The organism is Staphylococcus sp. HMSC34G04, from assembly GCF_001838765.1.
In the GTDB taxonomy this organism is placed as follows: Bacteria; Bacillota; Bacilli; order Staphylococcales; family Staphylococcaceae; genus Staphylococcus; species Staphylococcus epidermidis.
Genome location: NZ_KV838739.1, coordinates 206,305 through 225,808, shown reverse-complemented (window position 1 = coordinate 225,808; position 19,504 = coordinate 206,305). Strand labels below are relative to the sequence as shown.

Here is a 19,504-nt window from a genome sequence, read left to right as displayed (position 1 = left end):
AAATTTTATATAGACTAATATTTCTTTATTATGATAGAATATTGAATGTTGCATTATTAGATAAAAAGGAGCAGCATTATGAATAAAAATACGTGGATTATAGGCTTTACTTTATTCGCTATGTTTTTTGGCGCAGGTAACCTTATATTTCCAACACAACTTGGACTCGAAAGTGGTCATTTCTTTTGGCCAGCCATACTAGCCTTTGCACTTACGGGTATTGGATTACCGCTTCTTGGCGTTGTGGTAGGCGCGCTTGATAAACATGGTTATATTGGGTCTTTTAATAAAATATCACCACGATTTTCATTAATATTTTTGATTATCATCTATCTCACTATAGGACCATTATTTGCGATACCACGTACAGCTTCAACTTCATTTGAAATGACTGTTACTCCTATTGCACATAATAGTGGGAATTTAGCATTATTTATTTTTACAGTAATCTATTTTTTAATCGTTCTTTATTTATGCTTGAATCCTAATAAGATGATAGATCGTATTGGTTCATTACTTACACCTTTATTACTTATTACCATTGTCGCTATGATCATTAAAGGTTTTGTAGATTTTGGTGGACATTCTTCAAATTACGGCATGACAAATGCTTATCATTCCAATTTAAGTGGATTTTCACAAGGATTTACACAAGGTTACCTTACAATGGATGCTATTGCTTCTATTGCATTTTCGATGATAGTTGTTAATGCGATTAAAACAACAGGAATACAGCATGCTGATAAAATCTTTAAACAAACCATTATTGCGGGTCTCATAGCTGCAATCGCATTAGTATTTATATATATTTCGCTAGGGTACATAGGCAATCATATCAATATTCCGTCAGATACTCTAAAGGAATTGAAAGCTAAAGATCAAAATATAGGTACGTATTTACTCACAACAATGGCAACGAAGGGCTTTGGTACTTTCGGAAAATACTTACTTGGTATTATCGTATCATTAGCATGTTTAACTACTGCTTGTGGATTAATCGTATCAGTAAGTGAATATTTCCACAGAATAATACCTAAGATACCTTATAAAGTATTTGTGGTGTTTTTCATTTTAGTTAGTTTCATTTTAGCTAATCAAGGACTTAATTCCGTAATTAAAATGTCAGTCCCTGTACTTAGTGTAATCTATCCTGTGGCTATTACAGTTATTTTGTTAATACTCATTGCTCGCTTCATACCTACAAAACGTATTGCACAACAAATACCGTTAATTATTGTAGCAATTGAATCAATCTTAAGCTTAATAACGACACAAGGGTGGATACGTATTTCATTAATAGATAGTTTACCTTTAAAAGAATATTCACTTGAATGGTTCCCAATTGCTGTTGTAGCAACTCTTGTTGGTTACATGATTAGTTATTTTGTTAAACAATCTAACATTGTATATCAAAAAGAATAAGTAAATTTAAAATAAAAAACACTCGTCAAATAAGTGATAGACTAAATCTAAATCACATGTGACGAGTGTTTTTTATTATTTGCGCATAGATAATAGATGCTGCTTCAAATCTTGTTCTAATTCATTAAGTTCCTTCTCTGCAACTTGACGTTTCTGCCTACCATCTTCTTGAATTTGAAGTGTTTGTTCAATTGTTTCAATAATGTCATTTTGTGTTGTCTTTAACGTTTCGATGTCAACGATGCCACGCTCATTCTCAGCTGCCGTTTCAATAGCGTTTTTCTTTAACATTGACGCATTTTGAGTAAGTAACTCATTCGTAGTATCGGTAACCGAACGTTGTGCTGAAACAGCATTTCTTTGTCTCATCAAAGTAAGGGCAATAGCCATTTGATTTTTCCATAAAGGAATACTTGTTAAAATTGAACTTTGAATTTTTTCGGCTAAAGCTTGGTTGACATTTTGTATCATACGGATTTGAGGTGCAGTTTGAATAGCAATTTGCCTAGATAATTGTAAATCATAAATGCGCTTATCTAAACGATCAACAAACTGTTCCATATCAGCAGTTGCCTGAATATCCATTTGATTACCAGTTTGATGCGCCTTTTCTCGTAACTGGGGTATGGTTTCTGTCAATATTTCTTTTTTCTTTTTCTGAGCCGCTAAGATATATAAAGAAACGTTATCAAAATAAGTTTTATTTTCCTGATATAATTGATCAAGAAATTCAACATCTTTAGTTAACTGATCTTTATGTTTTTCTAATTGAATAGTAATACGATCAATTTGAGAACTTACAGATTGCATTCTAGAAAACACTTCATTAATAGAAGCTTTAGTACGTTTAAATAAACGCTTTAATCTAGATTGTTTTTCTGGATTTATGTCATTTGGATTTACAGATTTTAATTTTCCCATTAATTGACTTAAAGTTTCCCCAACTGGTCCCATATCTTTTGATTGAACGTCATCTAAAATTTGATGAGAAAAATGAGACATCTTTTGTTGAAGATTAGCACCATATTTTAATAATCCTTCATGGTTAAGTGGCTCAATTTGCTCACTTATTGATTTAATTCTTTGTTTATCATTTTCAGTTAATTGCATTTCAAGATCTTCAGCGATTGTATGATGATCAGTTGATTGATTATCCATATAGTAATCAAGTGGATGTGACCGATTACTACTTTGTTCACTTACCATCTCACTCATCTCTCCATTTCTATTAATTATTATGTCGACGTTGCTGTTCTAATCTATTTAATTCTATTTCAACATCTAGTCGCTCATAATCTTCCTCATTAAGCCTTTTAAGATCAGCAATGAGCGTTCTTTTTATTTCATCCAGAGTAATACGTGTTTGTTCTAATTTTAGCTTTTCATCTTGCGACTTACGTGGCATTCTTGCAAGACGTGTATACGAGTCTACTAAGTTAAGGGCATTATCTAAATGAGAATAGAAAAAGCTTTCAACTTTAAAAAACATCGCGGGTCTTTGCTTAATGCTTGTATGAATAGAACGAGAAATTCGATATATATCATTTACTTGTCTAAAATCTTTGATTGAACGAATATTAATAAATGACTTTAAGATAGTTCTAATTTTAGTATGTGCATGATGAAGCTGTGATTGAACATATCTGTAATCTCTTCTTGATAAACCAATTTCATTAAGATACTTTCGTGAAGTGAGCCTTTGCGTAGGGAAGTATGATGCAATGAAACTACCAAAACTGATAAGCATGTCTATAATGAATGATAAATCCAACGCAAAAACAGTAATAAGCCAAACAATAAAGGCCACTGGTATACCCACTAACACTCCAAATATACGTGAAATGTTATATCTCAAGTGTCATCTTCCTTTATATTAAAGTCTTATATTATAAACCTAAATTGTCTTAAACTCTGATAAAGATTCATCAAGGTCTAATTCTTCAATATTGTAATTAGACACTTGTGAAGCCGGTGAAGCACCTTGGATCACAGAATCAATAAACTGTTCTAATTCTGTATCGTCGCCCTGAGCATATATATCTACATAGTCCTCAACATTTTGGACTGTACCTTTAATATTAAATTGATGAGCAATACGTTGCGTGTAAAATCTAAATCCTACACCTTGTACTGTACCAAAAACTTGAATATGTTTACGTTGCATAAAATCACCTCTTGTCTTTATTATACGTATTTTAATTGTAAAAAACTAATATTTGCTATTCAAAAAATTGTTTATATCACAAGGCTTGAAACTTGATTTTAAAACATGAAAAGTTAAAATTATTGTTGTAGCTTTATAGTAGGGAAGGGGAAATTATTATGTGGACAGTAGTCAAGATCAGGGCTGACTACGAAGGTTGGTGGCTATTTGATGATTGGCCACAAAAAATTGTGGAGCAATCAGAATTTACTACATACGAACAAATGATGGAGTATTACATAAATGTACTAAACCATAGTAAGAAATGTTACGACAATTATGTAGTAGGGAAGTATAATATACATGCTTTTTACAACAATTGTGATTTAAACTTTTGTGAAGACTGTGAGGAAGATTTACAAATATTTTATAGTTTTATTATTTTAAAAAATAATGAGGTTTATTTTAATCTTCCAAAAATAGATTGAATGATAATTTTCTATAATTGTATTGCAATTTAGCTATGACTAAACTATAATGATTATTAAGCAATTGTTTTATTCCATATTGCAAAGAATATTTGATTTATATTAGATTTTAGACATGTATTTTTTGTAATATGCGAATAATGCATATTGAAAGAATTTAGTCTTGGAGGTTTCAGAGTTATGAAACAAGGTACAGTTAAATGGTTTAATGCCGAAAAAGGTTTTGGTTTCATCGAAGTTGAAGGAGAAAACGACGTATTCGTACACTTCTCAGCAATTAACCAAGAAGGATACAAATCATTAGAAGAAGGTCAATCAGTTGAATTTGAAGTAGTTGAAGGCGATCGCGGTCCTCAAGCTGCAAACGTTGTTAAACTATAATAAATAGATTGTAATCATTGACTTTAACTAACACCTTACCAAGCAGTAAGGTGTTTTTTATATCAATACATACCGTATCACAGAAAGAAATTAATTTTAATTTCTTTCTGTTTTTTATGCCCAAAATAAGAATTATGACTATCTCATTATTTTTTTGCATGTCTGTGTTTAAAGAAAAGCATAACTTCTCCAAAACTTTCATTAAATAATATAGTCTACAATATAATTATTTAATTATTTATTATTTTAAGCTCTTTATAATATAAGTAATAAGTAGGGGAAAAGAGATATTGTTATGCCAAATCCTTTTAAATTATTGCAGGTTTCAATTGGTCGTTTTTATTTTGGTTACCGTGGTCGTTTCATTAAATGGTAAATTTTAAAATTGAAAAATTAAGACCAAATAATTTATTCATATATCAGTATGATTTTATGTTATGTGGTCATAAAGATTACAGACAATATTAATAAAATCAAGTTTTTCCCTTCAAATTTCACAAATTTAGATACCGATAAAAGTTTTATTTTAAACTTATCAATAATGAGCTCTATTACTATTGTTTATATAATCATTATTTACCTCTTGGCAATTAGGATTTTCAGAAAAATTCAATTTTAAATTTCATTTAATTTAAAGTAAGTAAAAACGCCTCGGATAGATATACTGAACCTATCCAAGGCGTTTTTAAATAGTTTTTAAGCGAAATCATATTGATAGTAGATGCGCTTTTACTCGCTCACTTTTTAGAATTATTTTGTATCATTAATAATTAATTGTCTCAATGATTGACGTTTAATCACTTCACGTGCTTTTCCATCTTTCAAGAAAAATACTGAAGGTTTTTGCATTTGATTATAATTTGAAGCCATTGAATAATGATACGCACCAGTAGAAAGTACTGCTAGATAATCACCTCTATGAACAGAAGAGGGTAATTGAGCATCTCGTACGATAATATCACCAGATTCACAGAGTTTACCTGCAATTGTTACAGATTCATTAGCTTTTTCATTTCTGTTAACTAACAACGCCTCATACTGTGCACCATAAAGTGCAGTTCGTATGTGATCACTCATTCCGCCATCAACTGATACATATTTATTAACTCCAGGAATATCTTTAATTGTACCAACCTCATATAAAGTGATACCTGCTTCTCCAACAATTGAACGGCCAGGTTCTATCCCAATTTCAGGAATATTGTACTGCAATGCTTGTGCAGTTTCTTTAATAGCTTCAGTAATTTCAGATATTCCTTGCTCAATAGGGAAGCTTTCATCTCCTTCGACATATTTAATTCCGAAACCACCACCTATGTTAAGCAAACTCACTTCAATTCGTTCACTTGCTAACCAATTAAGCACAATTTTAGCTGTCTTAATCATCGCCTCAGTGCCTTCGATTTGAGAGCCAATATGGAAATGTATTCCTTTAAGTTGCAAATGTTTCGTTGCTTTTACTTTATTAACTGCATTTAATGCTAGACCGTGTTTGATTGATAATCCAAATTTACTATCTTCCTGTCCAGTTTGAATAAATTCATGTGTATGTGCTTCAACACCAGGGTTCACACGTAATACAACATCCACATTACTATCAGCATATTTATCAATAAGATCTATTTCTTCGAGCGTATCCACTACAAAATAACCAATCTGATTATCTAATGCATATTGAATCTCGCGTTTCGTCTTGTTGTTCCCATGGAAGTGAATACGTTTCGAATCAAATCCTGCTTCAAGAGCAGTATAAAGTTCACCTTCAGAAACAACATCTAATTGTAAATTTTCTTCATCAATTAATTTGACCATCTGAATACATGTGAAAGCTTTTGAGGCATAAGATATATTGTAGCTTAAACCACTTGCTTCAAATGCTTTATGATATCGTCTTATCTGATTACGAATTTGGTCTTCATCGTAAACAATCGAGGGTGTACCAAAACTTTGTGCAATAGTTTTTAAGCTTGTACCTCCCATTGTCAGTTCGCCGTTATCGTTATAATTAACTACCATTTATAAATACTCCTTTATAAGAGAATCGTGATTCATTGCGCTTAATTGTTCTGAATTTGCGCCAACACCTTTAAATGTAAATTCATCTATGCGTATATCCTTATTATATAATATGACTTCGTCTTGTGCATGAACTTCGTCATCAACTTCAATAAACATATGACTCATCATTAATGCTCTAATTGGATATCGCTTACCATTAATTATAGCTTCGTGTTTTGCTCTTGATTTTAGAATACCATCGCCATAACCTATATCAACAACAGCTAATTGAGTGTGGTCATTCTTTACTTCGAAGGCGAAACTATATCCACAATAATCACCTTTATTTACATCACGAACTTGTATAACATTACCTTTAACAGTCAAAGATTGAGTAATGCGTTCTTCATTTATAAGACTATATGGTCTTGAACCATAAAGGGCAATTCCAACTCTAGCATGAGTGTGATGAGGAAGTAACATTTGATTCTCACGAAAATAACTTGCACTATTTTGTGAATGTATCATATCAAAATGATAATTTTCATTTAAAAGTGTATTTATCAAGTTTAACCAAGCATCACGTTCCATTTTATATTCATCTACGTCAAATTCGTCTGCATAGCCAAAATGCGTCCATATTCCTGAAATAATCATTTTATCTTGATTATTTTGATCATGATCTTTTAAAACTTCACGTATTTCTTCGATATTTCTAAAACCAGAACGATGTAATAAATTTTCATATTCTAAATGTACATGAATGCCTTTTAAATCTTGTTTATATTTATAATAATAGTTTAAAGAGGGGAGTGTCATATGAATATCATAACGTTTTACTAAATCAAAATCATAAACAGGATTCATTAAAAATATAGTTGCTTCAGGTGCTATTTTTCTAACTCGTATAGCTTCATTTAATGAAGTTGTGCTAAATGTATTAATGTCCGCTTTTAAAAATGTTTTCACTGCAAACTCAAGTCCATAATGATATGCATTGTTTTTTACAACTGCCATTATTGGTTCGTTATTTTTTACTTTTACTGCATTCTGATAAAATGCTTCTGTATCTAATGACCAAATTGCTGTCAATTGCTTTACACCTCTTTATAATTTCTTAACAAATGCTCGTAATAATTTACAACGTCAATTAATATTTTCTCATCAAAATTAAGATGTGCAGTATGAAGACCAGTCACAAAACCTTTTTCCTTGTTTTGAGTACCAACAAATACAAAATATGAAGGGGCAAGTTGTTGACCATAAAAACTAAAATCTTCACCGAACAGGAAGGGGAGCTTTTTTTCAACAACTTCTAAATTTGCACCTTCTATAGCATTCTCAACGGCTTGACGTAATTGTGGATGATTCATTGTTGGTGGATATCCTTCTTCAAATTTAACCTCACATTCAACATTAAATAATAATTGAACACTTTCCGCTATTTTATGCATTTGGTGTTTTACAATAGCCAAATCTTCAGTGTCATATGTACGAATAGTACCTTCAAGATAACCATGACTCGGTACTGTATTAATAGCTTCACCAGCTTCAAAATGACCCATATGAATAATGTTACGTTTCAATCCATTCAAATGAAACTGTTGGATTTGACCGATTTGACTTAAGACATGTTGTAACCCCTCACCACATGAATGACCTTGCTCCTTATCAGCAACATGACTAGATAATCCTTTTAAAAAGAAGCGATATTCAGTGGCACTTGCAGTGATTTCTTCATCCCGAATTACAATTTTACCTTCTTTTTCAAACGGATTAACGTGAAAACCAAATACCGCTTCAATAGGGTACTTGTCAAAAGCGCCAGCTTTGATTAAGCGATTAGCTCCTCCACCAGTTTCTTCGGCAGGTTGAAATATAAACACTACATTATGAGGTAATTCAGATTTGTCATACAATGCTTTACACCTTTTAACAAAAAGCATAAGTGCTGTCGTATGTCCATCATGACCACACGCGTGCATGACGTGATCATTTTTACTTTTAAAATCAATATCATTTTCTTCATAAATTGGTAACGCGTCTATATCTGCTCTGAATGCAATAGTGTGGTGACTATTACCTTCCAAATAAGCAATAACACCAGTTTTAAGTGGTCGGTCGTAAGGTACGCCTAAATCCTCTAAAAATGATGTTATATACGATGTCGTCTCAAATTCATGTAAACTTAATTCTGGATATTGATGTAAATGTCTTCTGTGCAATGTAACGAATTCTAACTCGTTCATAAAATCATCCATCCCTTGTATAACTATTTCATTAATATTTCAATGTGTATCATTCTATAATAAAAAGGCGAAATGAATGATTAATGCATCCTATATAAATTAATCATTGGATTCCACCTTGAACATATTTTTTATCTACACAATTATTCTATGTCGTTATTCATTATTTAATTTACGCAGTGCAGACACAATCTCACGTTTTGAGTCTTGAACTTCTGAAGTTTGTTTAATTACTTTAGCAGGCGTACCAGCAACTACAGCACCAGCAGGCACATCTTGAGTAACAATAGCTCCTGCTGCTACAATAGCTCCTGCACCAACGCGTACACCTTCAAGAATAACAGCATTTGCTCCAATTAAAACATTGTCTTCAATGACAACTGGGGAAGCACTTGGAGGTTCAATGACACCAGCTAAAACAGCTCCTGCACCAACATGAACATTTTTTCCTGTTGTAGCTCGGCCACCAAGTGTTGCGTTCATGTCTATCATTGTTCCTTCACCTACAATAGCTCCAATATTAATCGTAGCACCCATCATAACCACAGCACCATCTTCAATGATAGCTTGCTCACGAATAAACGCACCTGGCTCAATACGAGCATTTGTGTTTGTTAAATCTTTAAGCGGTATAGCTGAATTACGACGATCCATCTCAATTTCTAATTCAGTGATTAATGAATGATTTTTTTGATAAAATTGTTTCCATTCATCTGCTTCACAGAAAATTACTTTTGAATGTTCAGAGCCAAAAACTTTAAAAGATTCTGGGAATGTCACATTTTCAAAATGACCATTTACATAAACTTTGAGTGGTGTTGATTTCTTAGCATCGCTAATATATTGAATGATTTCTTGAGCTGATAAATGTTGTACCATAATTTGAATAACTCCTTTGATTTATAGATTATTAAAAGTATAAAAACCTGGGTTTTTGTGAATTAATTTTTCTGCAGCGCCAATGGCACCATTTGCAAAGATATCTTTTGATTGTGCTCTATGTGAGATAGTAATTGTTTCATCAGTACCTGCAAATAAAATGTCATGTTCCCCGACAATCGTACCGCCACGAACAGCATGTATACCTATCTCATCATGTGTACGCTTCTCAGTTTTTTCGTGTCTATCATAAACAGGTGAGATATTGTCACGTAATTCTTTAATGACATCATACAATTTAACTAATGTGCCACTAGGAGCATCGACTTTTTTATTATGATGCGCTTCTGTCAGTTCGATATCGAAATCTTCGAGTAAGGGAACTGCAGTTTCTAATATTTTAGTTAATGCATGGACACCATAACTCATATTTGCACTAAAAAATACAGGTGTTCTTTGACTTAGCGTTTCCAATTTTTGTATTAACGTTTCTTTTTCACCTGTAGTTGCGATGACAAGAGGCAGATTGAATTGTTCTTCTAATAGAGGAAAGAGCAATTCAGGATTTGAAAAGTCAATAGCAACATCAGCTTCTTTACATTCACTAATGTGTTTATATTGGGAATAAGGTGTCGATGATTTTGGAGTTCTGTCTATGACTCCAACAATTTCATGACCTTTATCTTCAGCTAATCGTGCAACTTTTTGATTCATTGCACCATATCCAATTAGTAGTATGTTCATTATTGTTCACCTGCTTTAAATTGTTCAAATGCTCTTTCAACTTGTTTACATTGTGCTTCTTCTAAAGGCACTAATGGTAATCTCACTTCGTAATGACCATAACCCAAATATGCAGTTAGAACTTTAATAGGTATTGGGTTAACGTCAAGTGACAACGCTTCTAACAATTTTTCAATAGGTTTAAAGTAATTAGTAATATCGGTTTCATTTTGTCTATTATCATATAAATATTGAAATTCTTGTGGAATTACATTCGCAATGACAGAGATGACACCATTACCTCCACGTTGATAGAACTTCACAACATTGTCGTCATTCCCACTATATAATGCAAATTCATTTGCATTAATACGTTGTTTTACTTCATCAAAATACTCAAAATCATTTGTCGCATCTTTTAAAGCAACAATATATGGATTATGACTGAGAATTTCAACTGTTTCTGGCTCTATCGTCATGTTTGTTCGTGAGGGCACATTGTAAAGAATTACTGGTAATTTCACTTCATTTGCGATTGTCTCAAAATGTTGAATTAAACCACGTTGATTCGTTTTGTTGTAATAGGGCGTAATTAACATGACTGCATCTGCACCAATTTCTTTCGCACGTATTGAAGCTTGAATTGATTTATACGTATTATTAGTGCCAGTACCCGCAATAACAGGAACGTTATGATTTACGAGTTTAACTACTGTTGCCAATACTTTCTCTTTTTCTTCGTCAGTTAATGTAGGACTTTCTGCTGTAGTGCCATTCACTATAATTGCTTGGATATTGTTATCTAAAAGAAATTGAACATGTCTTTCTAATGCGTCGAAATCAACCTCATTATTGGTAAAAGGAGTCGCTAATGCTACACCAACGCCTTCAAACATGTGTGTCATATTATCTTGCCCCTTTCAAAGTTAAAATTTGTTCTAATACTTGAACTGCATTTAATGCTGCGCCTTTGAGTAAATTATCAGAGGTACACCATACGTGAAATGTATTTTCAAGAGAGTCATCTCGGCGAATACGTCCTATAAATACTTCATCTTTGCCAGTAGAATGAATGGCTAATGGATATTCATTTTTACTTGGATTATCTACAAGAACAACACGTTGATCTTGTGCAAATAATTCTTGTATCTCTTTAACTGTAGTATCTTGATTTAAAGTCACATCGATTTCAATACTGTGACTATCTTGTACTGGTACACGTACACATGTGGCAGTTACTTTTAAGTTTTGGTCGTTAAGAATTTTTTTCGTTTCATCAATCATTTTTTGTTCTTCTTTTGTATACCCATTTTCAAGAAAAACATCTATATGTGGTAATACATTATTGTAAATTGGATAGGGATATGCTTCAGGTTTTTTTCCATTAGCGCCTTCAGTTAAATCTCTTTTACCTTTAACACCAGAACCTGATACAGCTTGATAAGTCGTATAAGCGACACGTTTTAATCCATATGCATCTTGTAAAATTTTAAGAGGTACAACTGATTGAATTGTAGAGCAATTTGGATTGGCAATAATACCACGTGTAAATTGAGGCTCATTCACTTCTGGAACAATTAAATCGACATCTTCAGCCATTCTCCATTGACTTGAATTATCAATAACAATGGCTCCAGCCGCCTCAAATAGTGGGGCAAAGTGCTCACTTGTGCTACCTCCCGCACTCATTAAAACATAATCAAAATGTTCACTTGCTGCTTCATCAGTTAATTCTTGAACAGTATACGATTGTCCTTGAAATTCAACTTTTTTTCCTGCTGAGCGAGCAGAAGAAAATAATACTAATTCATCAAAAGGTATTTGTTTTCGATCTAGTGTCTCTAACATTTTTGTTCCAACTAATCCTGTTGCTCCAGCTACTGCTAATCTTGTCATAATAAATAGTCACTCCATTCTTAATATTAGTAATTTTTAGAAAATTTATAATAAATATATCACATGAATGCTAAATTTCGAAGGCATGATACAATTCTTCTACTGCTTTTTCACCATTTTCTTCGTCTATTACATAAGATATGCTAATTTCCGATGTCGTCGTTTGATAAAATGGAATATCTGAATTGATAAGCGTCATAAAAGCTTTTGATGCTACTCCTGACATATCTCTCATACCTGATCCAATTAAAGATATTTTGACATATGCTTCATTAATTTTATAATCAAGTGCTGAGAAGTGTATTGATAAATTTTCCAGAATTGAAGAAATTTGATGTGCATCACTATCTTTAATTGAAAAAGATAATTGTAAACCTTCTAAATTTACAATTTGAGAAATCATATCAACATTTACAGATTCTTCTTCCAATGCGGTAAACAATTGTGTTAGTAACTGATTATCCGGTAGGGGATAACTTATCGTGACGTGCATCATGTGTGTATCCAATGCAACACCAGTTACTGCTTTTTTTTCTAATAAATCACTTTTAGACATAATCCATGTTCCTTTCATATTTGATAAAGTTCTTCCTAAGTAAAGAGGAATATCATAATTCTTGGCTAATTCAACACTTCTCGTTTCAAGTACACCTGCACCAAGCGCACTCATTTCCATCATTTCCTCATAAGAGACATATTCTAAACGCTTCGCTTCATTTAGTATTCTAGGATCTGTTGCATACACACCATCAACGTCAGTATAAATTTCACAAGGTATCTGATTGCTTGCTGCTAAAGCTACAGCTGTAGTATCAGAACCACCTCGTCCAAGTGTAGTAAGTTCGAAATCATCGTTTATACCTTGAAATCCAGCTACAACTAAAATGTCATGATCTTTAAAAGCCTCATCAAAAATATTGGGATTAATTTCTGCTATTTTACTTTTTAAGTGATGTCCTACAGTCTTAATGCCAGCTTGATAACCTGTCATTGCTTTAGCATTTACACCTATGTCATTAAGTACCATAGAAAGGTAAGAAACCGTTTGTTGTTCACCAGTTGTTAATAGCAATGCGAGTTCTTGATCTTTAGGGGTAGAAGTAAGACTTGATACATTATTCATCAATTGATCAGTTGTCTTACCCATAGCACTAACAACAACGATTAATTCCTCACCATCTTCAATGCGTGTTTTAAGCATTTCAGCGATATTTTTTATTTTTTTAAAATCACTGACGGAAGAACCGCCAAATTTTAAAACGCTTCTATTCAATTTCAGTCCTCCTATAATTAGAGGAGACATACACAGTATAAAAAAGAACAAGTTCGGAATGCCGAACTTGTTCTACATTTATGTACAAGTGATGCACTCCATTATTTAATAATAATGACAAACTTATAGCTCTTAACCATTAAGTCCAACGATTCATAACTGCTATTATGAATCATTTCGGCATCTCACCCTTTTAACTCTATAATTGTTAGCAGACAAATTATCTAAAGTTTACTCATGATTGATGCGCCTCATCAAAATCTTATTCAATTGATATGTTTTCATTATACATAGACAATATATCTATGTAAACCAATATTTTAGATTTTTAAAAATATACTGAAAATTTACGTGTGAATTCACATGATAAGTCATTTTTATAAATTTAATACGCTTATTACAAATTAAACACCTTATCTAGATTTTTAAGTATTAGTATTTAAAAGTATATATTTTTAATTTTTGATCAATATTAAAAGTTTATAACTGAAACGATAACAATATTAATCTAATACCCATAACAACCGAATAAAGATTAAATGATATAAACAAAGAGTCTGAGACTTTGATAAATGTCCCGGACTCTTGTATAAATGTTAAAACAATTATTAATTATTTTGTAATACGCCAATTTCTTGTAAGTATTCCTCATAAGGTACTTCTTTAGAAAGGGCACCAGCTTGATTCAAGTCAATCACTCGATTTGCGATTGTATTAATAAATTCAAAATCATAAGAAGTGAAGATGATAGAACCTTTAAATGATTTTAATCCATCATTTACAGCAGTGATACTTTCCAAATCTAAATGGTTTGTTGGCTCGTCAAGTAAAAGTACATTAGCACTTGATAGCATCATTTTACTTAACATGCAACGTACTTTTTCTCCACCTGAAAGCACGCTTGCTTTTTTCTTAACTTCCTCACCACTAAATAACATGCGTCCTAAGAAACCACGTAAAAATGTTTCAGTTTGTTCGTCTTCTGGGGCGTATTGACGTAACCATTCAACTAGATTCATATCGACATCATCAAAGAATTCAGAGTTATCTTTAGGGAAGTAACTTAAAGATGTCGTTACGCCCCATTTAAATGTACCTTCATCTGGTTCCATTTCTCCAGCTAAAATTTTTAACAATGTTGTTTTAGCAATTTCGCTATCACCAACTAAAATAGCTTTATCATTAGGATTCATAGTGAATGAAACATTGTCTAGTACCTTTTCGCCGTCAATTGTTTTAGAAAGATTTTCTACTGTAAGTAAATCATTTCCAATTTCACGTTCAGGGGTAAATTTCACATAAGGGTATCTACGAGATGATGGCTGGATATCGTCTAATTCAATTTTTTCTAATTGTTTCTTACGACTTGTTGCCTGTTTAGATTTAGAAGCATTTGCTGAGAAGCGTGCGATGAAATCTTGTAACTCTTTCATTTTTTCTTCTTTTTTCTTATTTTGTTCTTGTGCCATTTTTTGTGCTAATTGACTTGATTGATACCAGAAATCATAGTTACCAACATAAAGTTTAATTTTGCCAAAGTCTAAATCAGCTATATGAGTACAAACATTATTTAAGAAGTGACGGTCATGCGAAACGACAATGACAGTATTTTCAAAATTAATTAAAAAGTCTTCTAACCAACTTATTGCTGGTATATCTAAACCATTGGTAGGCTCATCTAGTAAAAGAACGTCAGGATCACCAAATAAACTTTGAGCTAACAATACCTTAACTTTTTGATTATTTTCAAGTTCAGACATATTTTTATCATGTAAGTCAGGTTCTATGCCTAATCCTGATAATAAATTAGCGGCATCAGCTTCAGCATTCCAACCGTTCATTTCTGCAAATTCTCCTTCAAGTTCTGCAGCACGAATACCGTCTTCATCGTTGAAATCAGGTTTCATATAAATTTCATCTTTCTCTTTCATCACTTGATACAAACGTTCGTGTCCTTTAATCACAACATCTAAAACACGTTCATCTTCATAAGCAAAATGATCTTGTTTTAATACAGCCAAACGCTCATCTTTACCTAGAGATACATGACCAGTCTGTGAATCAATTTCGCCTGATAAAATCTTTAAGAATGTAGATTTTCCAGCACCATTTGCACCAATTAATCCATAACAATTACCCTCTGTAAATTTTATATTTACATCTTCAAATAGTTTACGATCACCAAAACGTAAACTTACATCAGTTACTTGTAACATTCATCTGCTCCTTTTTGGTTATTCTAACGGAGAAATTATATCATATAATAATTAGAGTTTCGACCTGACAATTAAGCTAATGATAGAATAAGTAACTCATGTTATAATTAATAAGAATTTTATAGATACGAATATAGTTTATTAAGTTAAATCTAACTATTTAAATAGAAAAAAGTAAATGAAAGTGAATAATAGATTAAGGAGAATAGAATGGCATTAGATAAAGATATAGTAGGTTCAATAGAATTTTTAGAAGTTGTAGGATTACAAGGGTCAACATATTTACTTAAAGGGCCAAATGACGAAAGTGTCAAACTCAATCAGTCAGAAGTTGCTGATGAAGATGATTTTGAAATAGGTGAGGAATATAGTTTTTTCGTTTATCCAAACCGATCAGGCGATTTATTTGCGACTCAAAACATGCCTGATATTACAAAAGATAAATATGATTTTGCTAAAGTTATAAAAACCGATAGAGACGGTGTACATATCGACGTAGGACTTCCTCGTGAAGTCTTAGTTCCATGGGAAGATTTACCGAAACTTAAAGAACTTTGGCCTCAAGCAGGTGACTACTTGCTAGTTACTTTAAGAATAGACAGTACGAATCAAATGTTTGGACGATTAGCTAGTGAAACGATTGTTGAGTCGATGTTCACGCCAGTAAATGACGATAGTAAACAAAACGAATATATTTCTGCACGTGCTTATAGATTACTCAGAGTAGGTAGCTTCTTATTAAGTAATGAGGGTTATAAAATTTTTGTTCACGAATCAGAACGCAAACATGAGCCAAGGTTAGGCGAAGAAGTAGAGGTCCGAATTATAGGTCATAATGAAAAAGGTGAATTAAATGGGTCATTTTTACCATTAGCTCATGAACGTCTTGATGATGATGGACAGGTCATATTTGATTTACTTGTTGAGTATGATGGTGAATTACCTTTTTGGGATAAATCTAGTCCTGATGCAATCAAAGAAGTCTTTAATATGAGTAAAGGCTCGTTTAAACGTGCAATTGGACATTTATATAAGAAAAAGATAATCAATATAGAAACAGGAAAAATCACTCTTACTAAAAAAGGGTGGAGCCGTGTCGATGATTAAAGAGGATGAAATCCATTAATACACTTAATTAATGTAGAGATAGAAAGTAATTCTTATTGAATTCGTTATCTCATCATGAAAATAAGCTCTAAATTACAGTATTTATAGCATTCTATATTTTGGAAAACTTGACTGACAATAAAAAATTTAATAATAGCGTACTTTTAATTAATTTAATCATAATATTACCTATACGTTATACACACTTGAGATATCAACTGATAACTCAAGTGTTTTTTTACGTTTAACACTTATTTTAAAATCCTAAATGATATATATTTTAAAGTGCTTCATTTAAAGAACTAAATCATTTCGTTAACGTAATTAATTAAAGAAATAATATGACCTTAAAGGACCAGATTAGATACAATTTATTAAAATTCTCTCTCCACTATAATAATCCCCAATGTCTCATCTATTCATTCAATCAAGTATTTTTATTCTTTTTAAAACTATGTTAGCAAATTAAATTTTAATACACGTTACATTAATTCAAATCTCATTCTTAACAAAAAATTTACAATGACTCTATTTTGATTTAATAAAAGATATGTAACATGAGAACTGTAAGAAATACATATACCATTATAGGTTATTTACATTAGGAGGATGTTTCAATGAAAAAGTGGCAATTAGTCGGTACTACTGTATTAGGAGCTTCGGTTTTACTTGGCGCTTGTGGCGGAAATGATGGAGGTTCAGGAGACGGCAAAGATCTTAAAGGTTCTGCTAAAGGTGAAGGATCGTCTACAGTAGCTCCTATCGTTGAAAAATTAAACGAAAAATGGGCTAAAGATCATAAAGACGCTAAAATTTCTTCAGGTCAAGCTGGTACAGGTGCTGGTTTCCAAAAATTTATTGCTGGCGAAACTGATTTCTCAGACGCTTCAAGACCTATTAAAGACGAAGAAAAGAAAAAATTAGAAGATAAAGGGATTAAATATCACGAATTCAAAATTGCACAAGATGGTGTAACAATTGCAGTTAATAAAGATAACGACTTTGTTAAAGAATTAACTAAATCACAATTAAAAGATATTTACTCTGGAAAAGCTAAAACATGGAAAGACGTTAACTCTAGTTGGCCAGATAAAAAAATCAATGCTGTTTCACCTAACTCAAGTCATGGTACTTACGACTTCTTTGAAGAAGAAGTTATGGATAAACAAGATATCAAAGCTGAGAAGAATGCTGATACTAACGCGATTGTATCTTCAGTAACTAAAAACAAAGAAGGTATCGGTTACTTCGGTTATAATTTCTACGAACAAAATAAAGATAAATTAAAAGAAGTAAAAATCAAAGATGACAATGGCAAAGTTACAGAACCAACTAAGAAAACAATTCAAAACGGTTCATACGCACTAAGCAGACCATTATTTATCTATGCTAAAGACAAATCATTAAAAGACAATAAAGTAATGTCAGAATTCATGAAATTTGTACTTGAAGATGAAGGTCAAGCAGCTGAAGACGCTGGTTATGTAGCTTCACCTAAGAAAACTTATAAATCTCAATTAGATGACTTAAAAGATTTTTTAGATAAACATCAAAAGTCTGATAAGAAAGACGACAAAAAATCAGAAGATAAATAATGAATACTAAGGTAATAAACACCTAGGGTTGGGAATTTTTGAAAGGGTATCAGGCAAAGTGGTCAATGTGCCACTTTGTCGAACCCTTTTCAGCTTTGCAGATAATGAGTAAATATTCTAATAAATATGAATAAACTCATTTTCTCATAAAAGCAATTCCCACTCTTTTTTTAAATTATTTTGGGAGATAAGAGAGAGGGTTTTACATGGCTTCACAAACAAAGGTGAGAGAAATGATAGCTAAGAATAATGCTAAAAAGGGCGGACTAAGTGATAAAATTGTCCCAATTATTTTAGCTATTATTTCAGCTATATCTATATTAACTACAATTGCTATTTTATTTACACTTTTAACTGAGACGATTACGTTCTTCACACGAGTACCATTATCTAAATTCTTTTTATCTGGTACCTGGAACCCAACTGGTTCATCGCCAGAATTTGGAATTTGGGCACTCATCATTGGCACATTGAAAATTACTGTTATTGCTACAATCGTGGCAGTTCCAATTGGTTTAGGTGCAGCTATTTACCTTAATGAATATGCATCTGATCGTTCACGTAGAATCATTAAACCAATATTAGAAATTTTGGCTGGGATTCCTACAATTGTATTTGGTTTCTTTGCTTTAACATTTGTTACACCTATATTAAGGAATCTAATTCCTAACTTAGGAGAGTTTAATTCAATCAGTCCTGGTATTGTTGTGGGTATAATGATCGTCCCTATGATTACAAGTATGAGTGAAGATGCGATGTCATCTGTACCTGATAAAATTCGTGAAGGTGCTTTTGGATTAGGCGCAACTAAATTTGAAGTCGCTACAAAAGTTGTATTACCAGCTGCGACATCAGGCGTTGTTGCTTCAATTGTATTAGGTATATCAAGAGCAATAGGGGAAACAATGATCGTTTCTTTAGCTGCTGGTAGTTCACCAACATCATCTCTAAGTTTAACAAGTTCAATTCAAACGATGACAGGATATATTGTTGAAATTGCTACAGGTGATGCAGCATTTGGTTCTGATATTTACTACAGTATTTACGCTGTAGGATTTACACTTTTCATTTTCACTTTAATTATGAATTTATTATCACAATGGATCTCTAAACGATTCAGAGAGGAGTATTAAT

18 protein-coding genes, 1 pseudogene and 1 riboswitch are annotated in these 19,504 nt (G+C 32.2%); of the genes and pseudogenes, 7 read left to right on the top strand and 12 right to left on the bottom strand.

The window, feature by feature from the left end; translation table 11 throughout:
- The first annotated feature begins 78 nt into the window (after positions 1-78).
- A complete protein-coding gene (gene brnQ, locus HMPREF3241_RS07845; RefSeq protein ID WP_002446418.1) occupies positions 79-1,422 on the top strand; it encodes a branched-chain amino acid-like transporter carrier protein BrnQ3 in 1,344 nt (447 codons plus the stop codon).
- 75 nt (positions 1,423-1,497) lie between these two features.
- Here brnQ and HMPREF3241_RS07840 read toward each other — a convergent pair whose 3' ends face one another.
- Genes HMPREF3241_RS07840 through HMPREF3241_RS07830 form a run of 3 tightly spaced genes read right to left on the bottom strand, consistent with a single transcriptional unit; the run spans position 1,498 to position 3,586 of the window.
- Positions 1,498-2,628 carry a toxic anion resistance protein gene (locus HMPREF3241_RS07840; protein WP_002486096.1) on the bottom strand — a complete coding sequence of 377 codons (1,131 nt, stop codon included), beginning with the start codon at positions 2,626-2,628 and terminating at the stop codon, positions 1,498-1,500.
- A 22-nt stretch (positions 2,629-2,650) separates the two neighbouring features.
- The gene (locus tag HMPREF3241_RS07835; RefSeq protein ID WP_002495747.1) at positions 2,651-3,277 is read right to left on the bottom strand and encodes a 5-bromo-4-chloroindolyl phosphate hydrolysis family protein; all 627 of its coding nucleotides are present in this window, start codon (positions 3,275-3,277) and stop codon (positions 2,651-2,653) included.
- 39 nt (positions 3,278-3,316) lie between these two features.
- A complete protein-coding gene (locus HMPREF3241_RS07830; RefSeq protein WP_001831190.1) occupies positions 3,317-3,586 on the bottom strand; it encodes an acylphosphatase in 270 nt (89 codons plus the stop codon).
- 158 nt (positions 3,587-3,744) lie between these two features.
- Between HMPREF3241_RS07830 and msaA the strand changes: the two genes are divergently transcribed.
- The 3 genes and pseudogenes from msaA to HMPREF3241_RS12310 all read left to right on the top strand — a co-directional run.
- Positions 3,745-4,053: a regulatory protein MsaA gene (gene msaA / locus HMPREF3241_RS07825; RefSeq protein ID WP_002446415.1), complete on the top strand. Its 309-nt coding sequence runs from the start codon at positions 3,745-3,747 to the stop codon at positions 4,051-4,053.
- 180 nt (positions 4,054-4,233) lie between these two features.
- Positions 4,234-4,434, top strand: a complete 201-nt coding sequence (gene cspA, locus HMPREF3241_RS07820; protein ID WP_001831260.1) for a cold shock protein CspA — start codon at positions 4,234-4,236, stop codon at positions 4,432-4,434.
- A 418-nt stretch (positions 4,435-4,852) separates the two neighbouring features.
- Positions 4,853-5,053 (top strand): annotated as a pseudogene (locus HMPREF3241_RS12310) (hypothetical protein); the annotation flags it as partial.
- A 131-nt stretch (positions 5,054-5,184) separates the two neighbouring features.
- Here HMPREF3241_RS12310 and lysA read toward each other — a convergent pair.
- From lysA to HMPREF3241_RS07775, 9 genes are all read right to left on the bottom strand, one after another.
- On the bottom strand, positions 5,185-6,450 hold the full coding sequence (gene lysA / locus HMPREF3241_RS07815; RefSeq protein ID WP_002446411.1) for a diaminopimelate decarboxylase: 1,266 nt from the start codon (positions 6,448-6,450) through the stop codon (positions 5,185-5,187).
- Complete coding sequence (locus tag HMPREF3241_RS07810) at positions 6,451-7,524, bottom strand: alanine racemase (protein WP_002446410.1); 1,074 nt, start codon at positions 7,522-7,524, stop codon at positions 6,451-6,453. It lies immediately after the preceding gene.
- 5 nt (positions 7,525-7,529) lie between these two features.
- Complete coding sequence (locus HMPREF3241_RS07805; RefSeq protein ID WP_002476112.1) at positions 7,530-8,681, bottom strand: amidohydrolase; 1,152 nt, start codon at positions 8,679-8,681, stop codon at positions 7,530-7,532.
- A 156-nt stretch (positions 8,682-8,837) separates the two neighbouring features.
- Positions 8,838-9,560: a 2,3,4,5-tetrahydropyridine-2,6-dicarboxylate N-acetyltransferase gene (gene dapD / locus HMPREF3241_RS07800; RefSeq protein ID WP_002446408.1), complete on the bottom strand. Its 723-nt coding sequence runs from the start codon at positions 9,558-9,560 to the stop codon at positions 8,838-8,840.
- 21 nt (positions 9,561-9,581) lie between these two features.
- Positions 9,582-10,304 carry a 4-hydroxy-tetrahydrodipicolinate reductase gene (dapB, locus tag HMPREF3241_RS07795; RefSeq protein WP_002446407.1) on the bottom strand — a complete coding sequence of 241 codons (723 nt, stop codon included), beginning with the start codon at positions 10,302-10,304 and terminating at the stop codon, positions 9,582-9,584.
- Entirely contained in the window at positions 10,304-11,188 is an 885-nt protein-coding gene (dapA, locus tag HMPREF3241_RS07790; RefSeq protein WP_002446406.1) for a 4-hydroxy-tetrahydrodipicolinate synthase, read from the bottom strand. The genes dapB and dapA overlap by 1 nt, the downstream gene beginning before the upstream one ends.
- A gap of 1 nt (position 11,189) precedes the next feature.
- Complete coding sequence (locus HMPREF3241_RS07785; protein WP_002446405.1) at positions 11,190-12,179, bottom strand: aspartate-semialdehyde dehydrogenase; 990 nt, start codon at positions 12,177-12,179, stop codon at positions 11,190-11,192.
- A 70-nt stretch (positions 12,180-12,249) separates the two neighbouring features.
- Entirely contained in the window at positions 12,250-13,482 is a 1,233-nt protein-coding gene (locus HMPREF3241_RS07780) for an aspartate kinase (protein WP_002446404.1), read from the bottom strand.
- A 53-nt stretch (positions 13,483-13,535) separates the two neighbouring features.
- A riboswitch (Lysine riboswitch) is annotated at positions 13,536-13,715 on the bottom strand.
- 345 nt (positions 13,716-14,060) lie between these two features.
- Entirely contained in the window at positions 14,061-15,668 is a 1,608-nt protein-coding gene (locus HMPREF3241_RS07775) for an ABC-F family ATP-binding cassette domain-containing protein (protein ID WP_002446403.1), read from the bottom strand.
- A 210-nt stretch (positions 15,669-15,878) separates the two neighbouring features.
- Here HMPREF3241_RS07775 and cvfB point away from each other — a divergent pair, with 210 nt between their 5' ends.
- The 3 genes from cvfB (at position 15,879) to pstC (ending at position 19,503) form a co-directional block, all read left to right on the top strand.
- Positions 15,879-16,775 carry an RNA-binding virulence regulatory protein CvfB gene (gene cvfB / locus HMPREF3241_RS07770; RefSeq protein WP_002446402.1) on the top strand — a complete coding sequence of 299 codons (897 nt, stop codon included), beginning with the start codon at positions 15,879-15,881 and terminating at the stop codon, positions 16,773-16,775.
- Between the two features lie 617 nt (positions 16,776-17,392).
- A complete protein-coding gene (locus HMPREF3241_RS07765) occupies positions 17,393-18,370 on the top strand; it encodes a PstS family phosphate ABC transporter substrate-binding protein (RefSeq protein ID WP_002446401.1) in 978 nt (325 codons plus the stop codon).
- 206 nt (positions 18,371-18,576) lie between these two features.
- On the top strand, positions 18,577-19,503 hold the full coding sequence (pstC, locus tag HMPREF3241_RS07760) for a phosphate ABC transporter permease subunit PstC (protein WP_001830936.1): 927 nt from the start codon (positions 18,577-18,579) through the stop codon (positions 19,501-19,503).
- Position 19,504 lies beyond the last annotated feature (1 nt).

Bases quoted from the DNA above. Each gene is read 5' to 3' on its own strand.
- brnQ (WP_002446418.1), top strand. From the start codon at position 79: ATGAATAAAAATACGTGGATTATAGGCTTTACTTTATTCGCTATGTTT.
- HMPREF3241_RS07840 (WP_002486096.1), bottom strand. From the start codon at position 2,628: ATGGTAAGTGAACAAAGTAGTAATCGGTCACATCCACTTGATTACTAT.
- HMPREF3241_RS07830 (WP_001831190.1), bottom strand. From the start codon at position 3,586: ATGCAACGTAAACATATTCAAGTTTTTGGTACAGTACAAGGTGTAGGA.
- msaA (WP_002446415.1), top strand. From the start codon at position 3,745: ATGTGGACAGTAGTCAAGATCAGGGCTGACTACGAAGGTTGGTGGCTA.
- cspA (WP_001831260.1), top strand. From the start codon at position 4,234: ATGAAACAAGGTACAGTTAAATGGTTTAATGCCGAAAAAGGTTTTGGT.
- lysA (WP_002446411.1), bottom strand. From the start codon at position 6,450: ATGGTAGTTAATTATAACGATAACGGCGAACTGACAATGGGAGGTACA.
- HMPREF3241_RS07805 (WP_002476112.1), bottom strand. From the start codon at position 8,681: ATGAACGAGTTAGAATTCGTTACATTGCACAGAAGACATTTACATCAA.
- dapD (WP_002446408.1), bottom strand. From the start codon at position 9,560: ATGGTACAACATTTATCAGCTCAAGAAATCATTCAATATATTAGCGAT.
- dapB (WP_002446407.1), bottom strand. From the start codon at position 10,304: ATGAACATACTACTAATTGGATATGGTGCAATGAATCAAAAAGTTGCA.
- dapA (WP_002446406.1), bottom strand. From the start codon at position 11,188: ATGACACACATGTTTGAAGGCGTTGGTGTAGCATTAGCGACTCCTTTT.
- HMPREF3241_RS07785 (WP_002446405.1), bottom strand. From the start codon at position 12,179: ATGACAAGATTAGCAGTAGCTGGAGCAACAGGATTAGTTGGAACAAAA.
- HMPREF3241_RS07780 (WP_002446404.1), bottom strand. From the start codon at position 13,482: ATGTCTCCTCTAATTATAGGAGGACTGAAATTGAATAGAAGCGTTTTA.
- HMPREF3241_RS07775 (WP_002446403.1), bottom strand. From the start codon at position 15,668: ATGTTACAAGTAACTGATGTAAGTTTACGTTTTGGTGATCGTAAACTA.
- cvfB (WP_002446402.1), top strand. From the start codon at position 15,879: ATGGCATTAGATAAAGATATAGTAGGTTCAATAGAATTTTTAGAAGTT.
- HMPREF3241_RS07765 (WP_002446401.1), top strand. From the start codon at position 17,393: ATGAAAAAGTGGCAATTAGTCGGTACTACTGTATTAGGAGCTTCGGTT.
- pstC (WP_001830936.1), top strand. From the start codon at position 18,577: ATGGCTTCACAAACAAAGGTGAGAGAAATGATAGCTAAGAATAATGCT.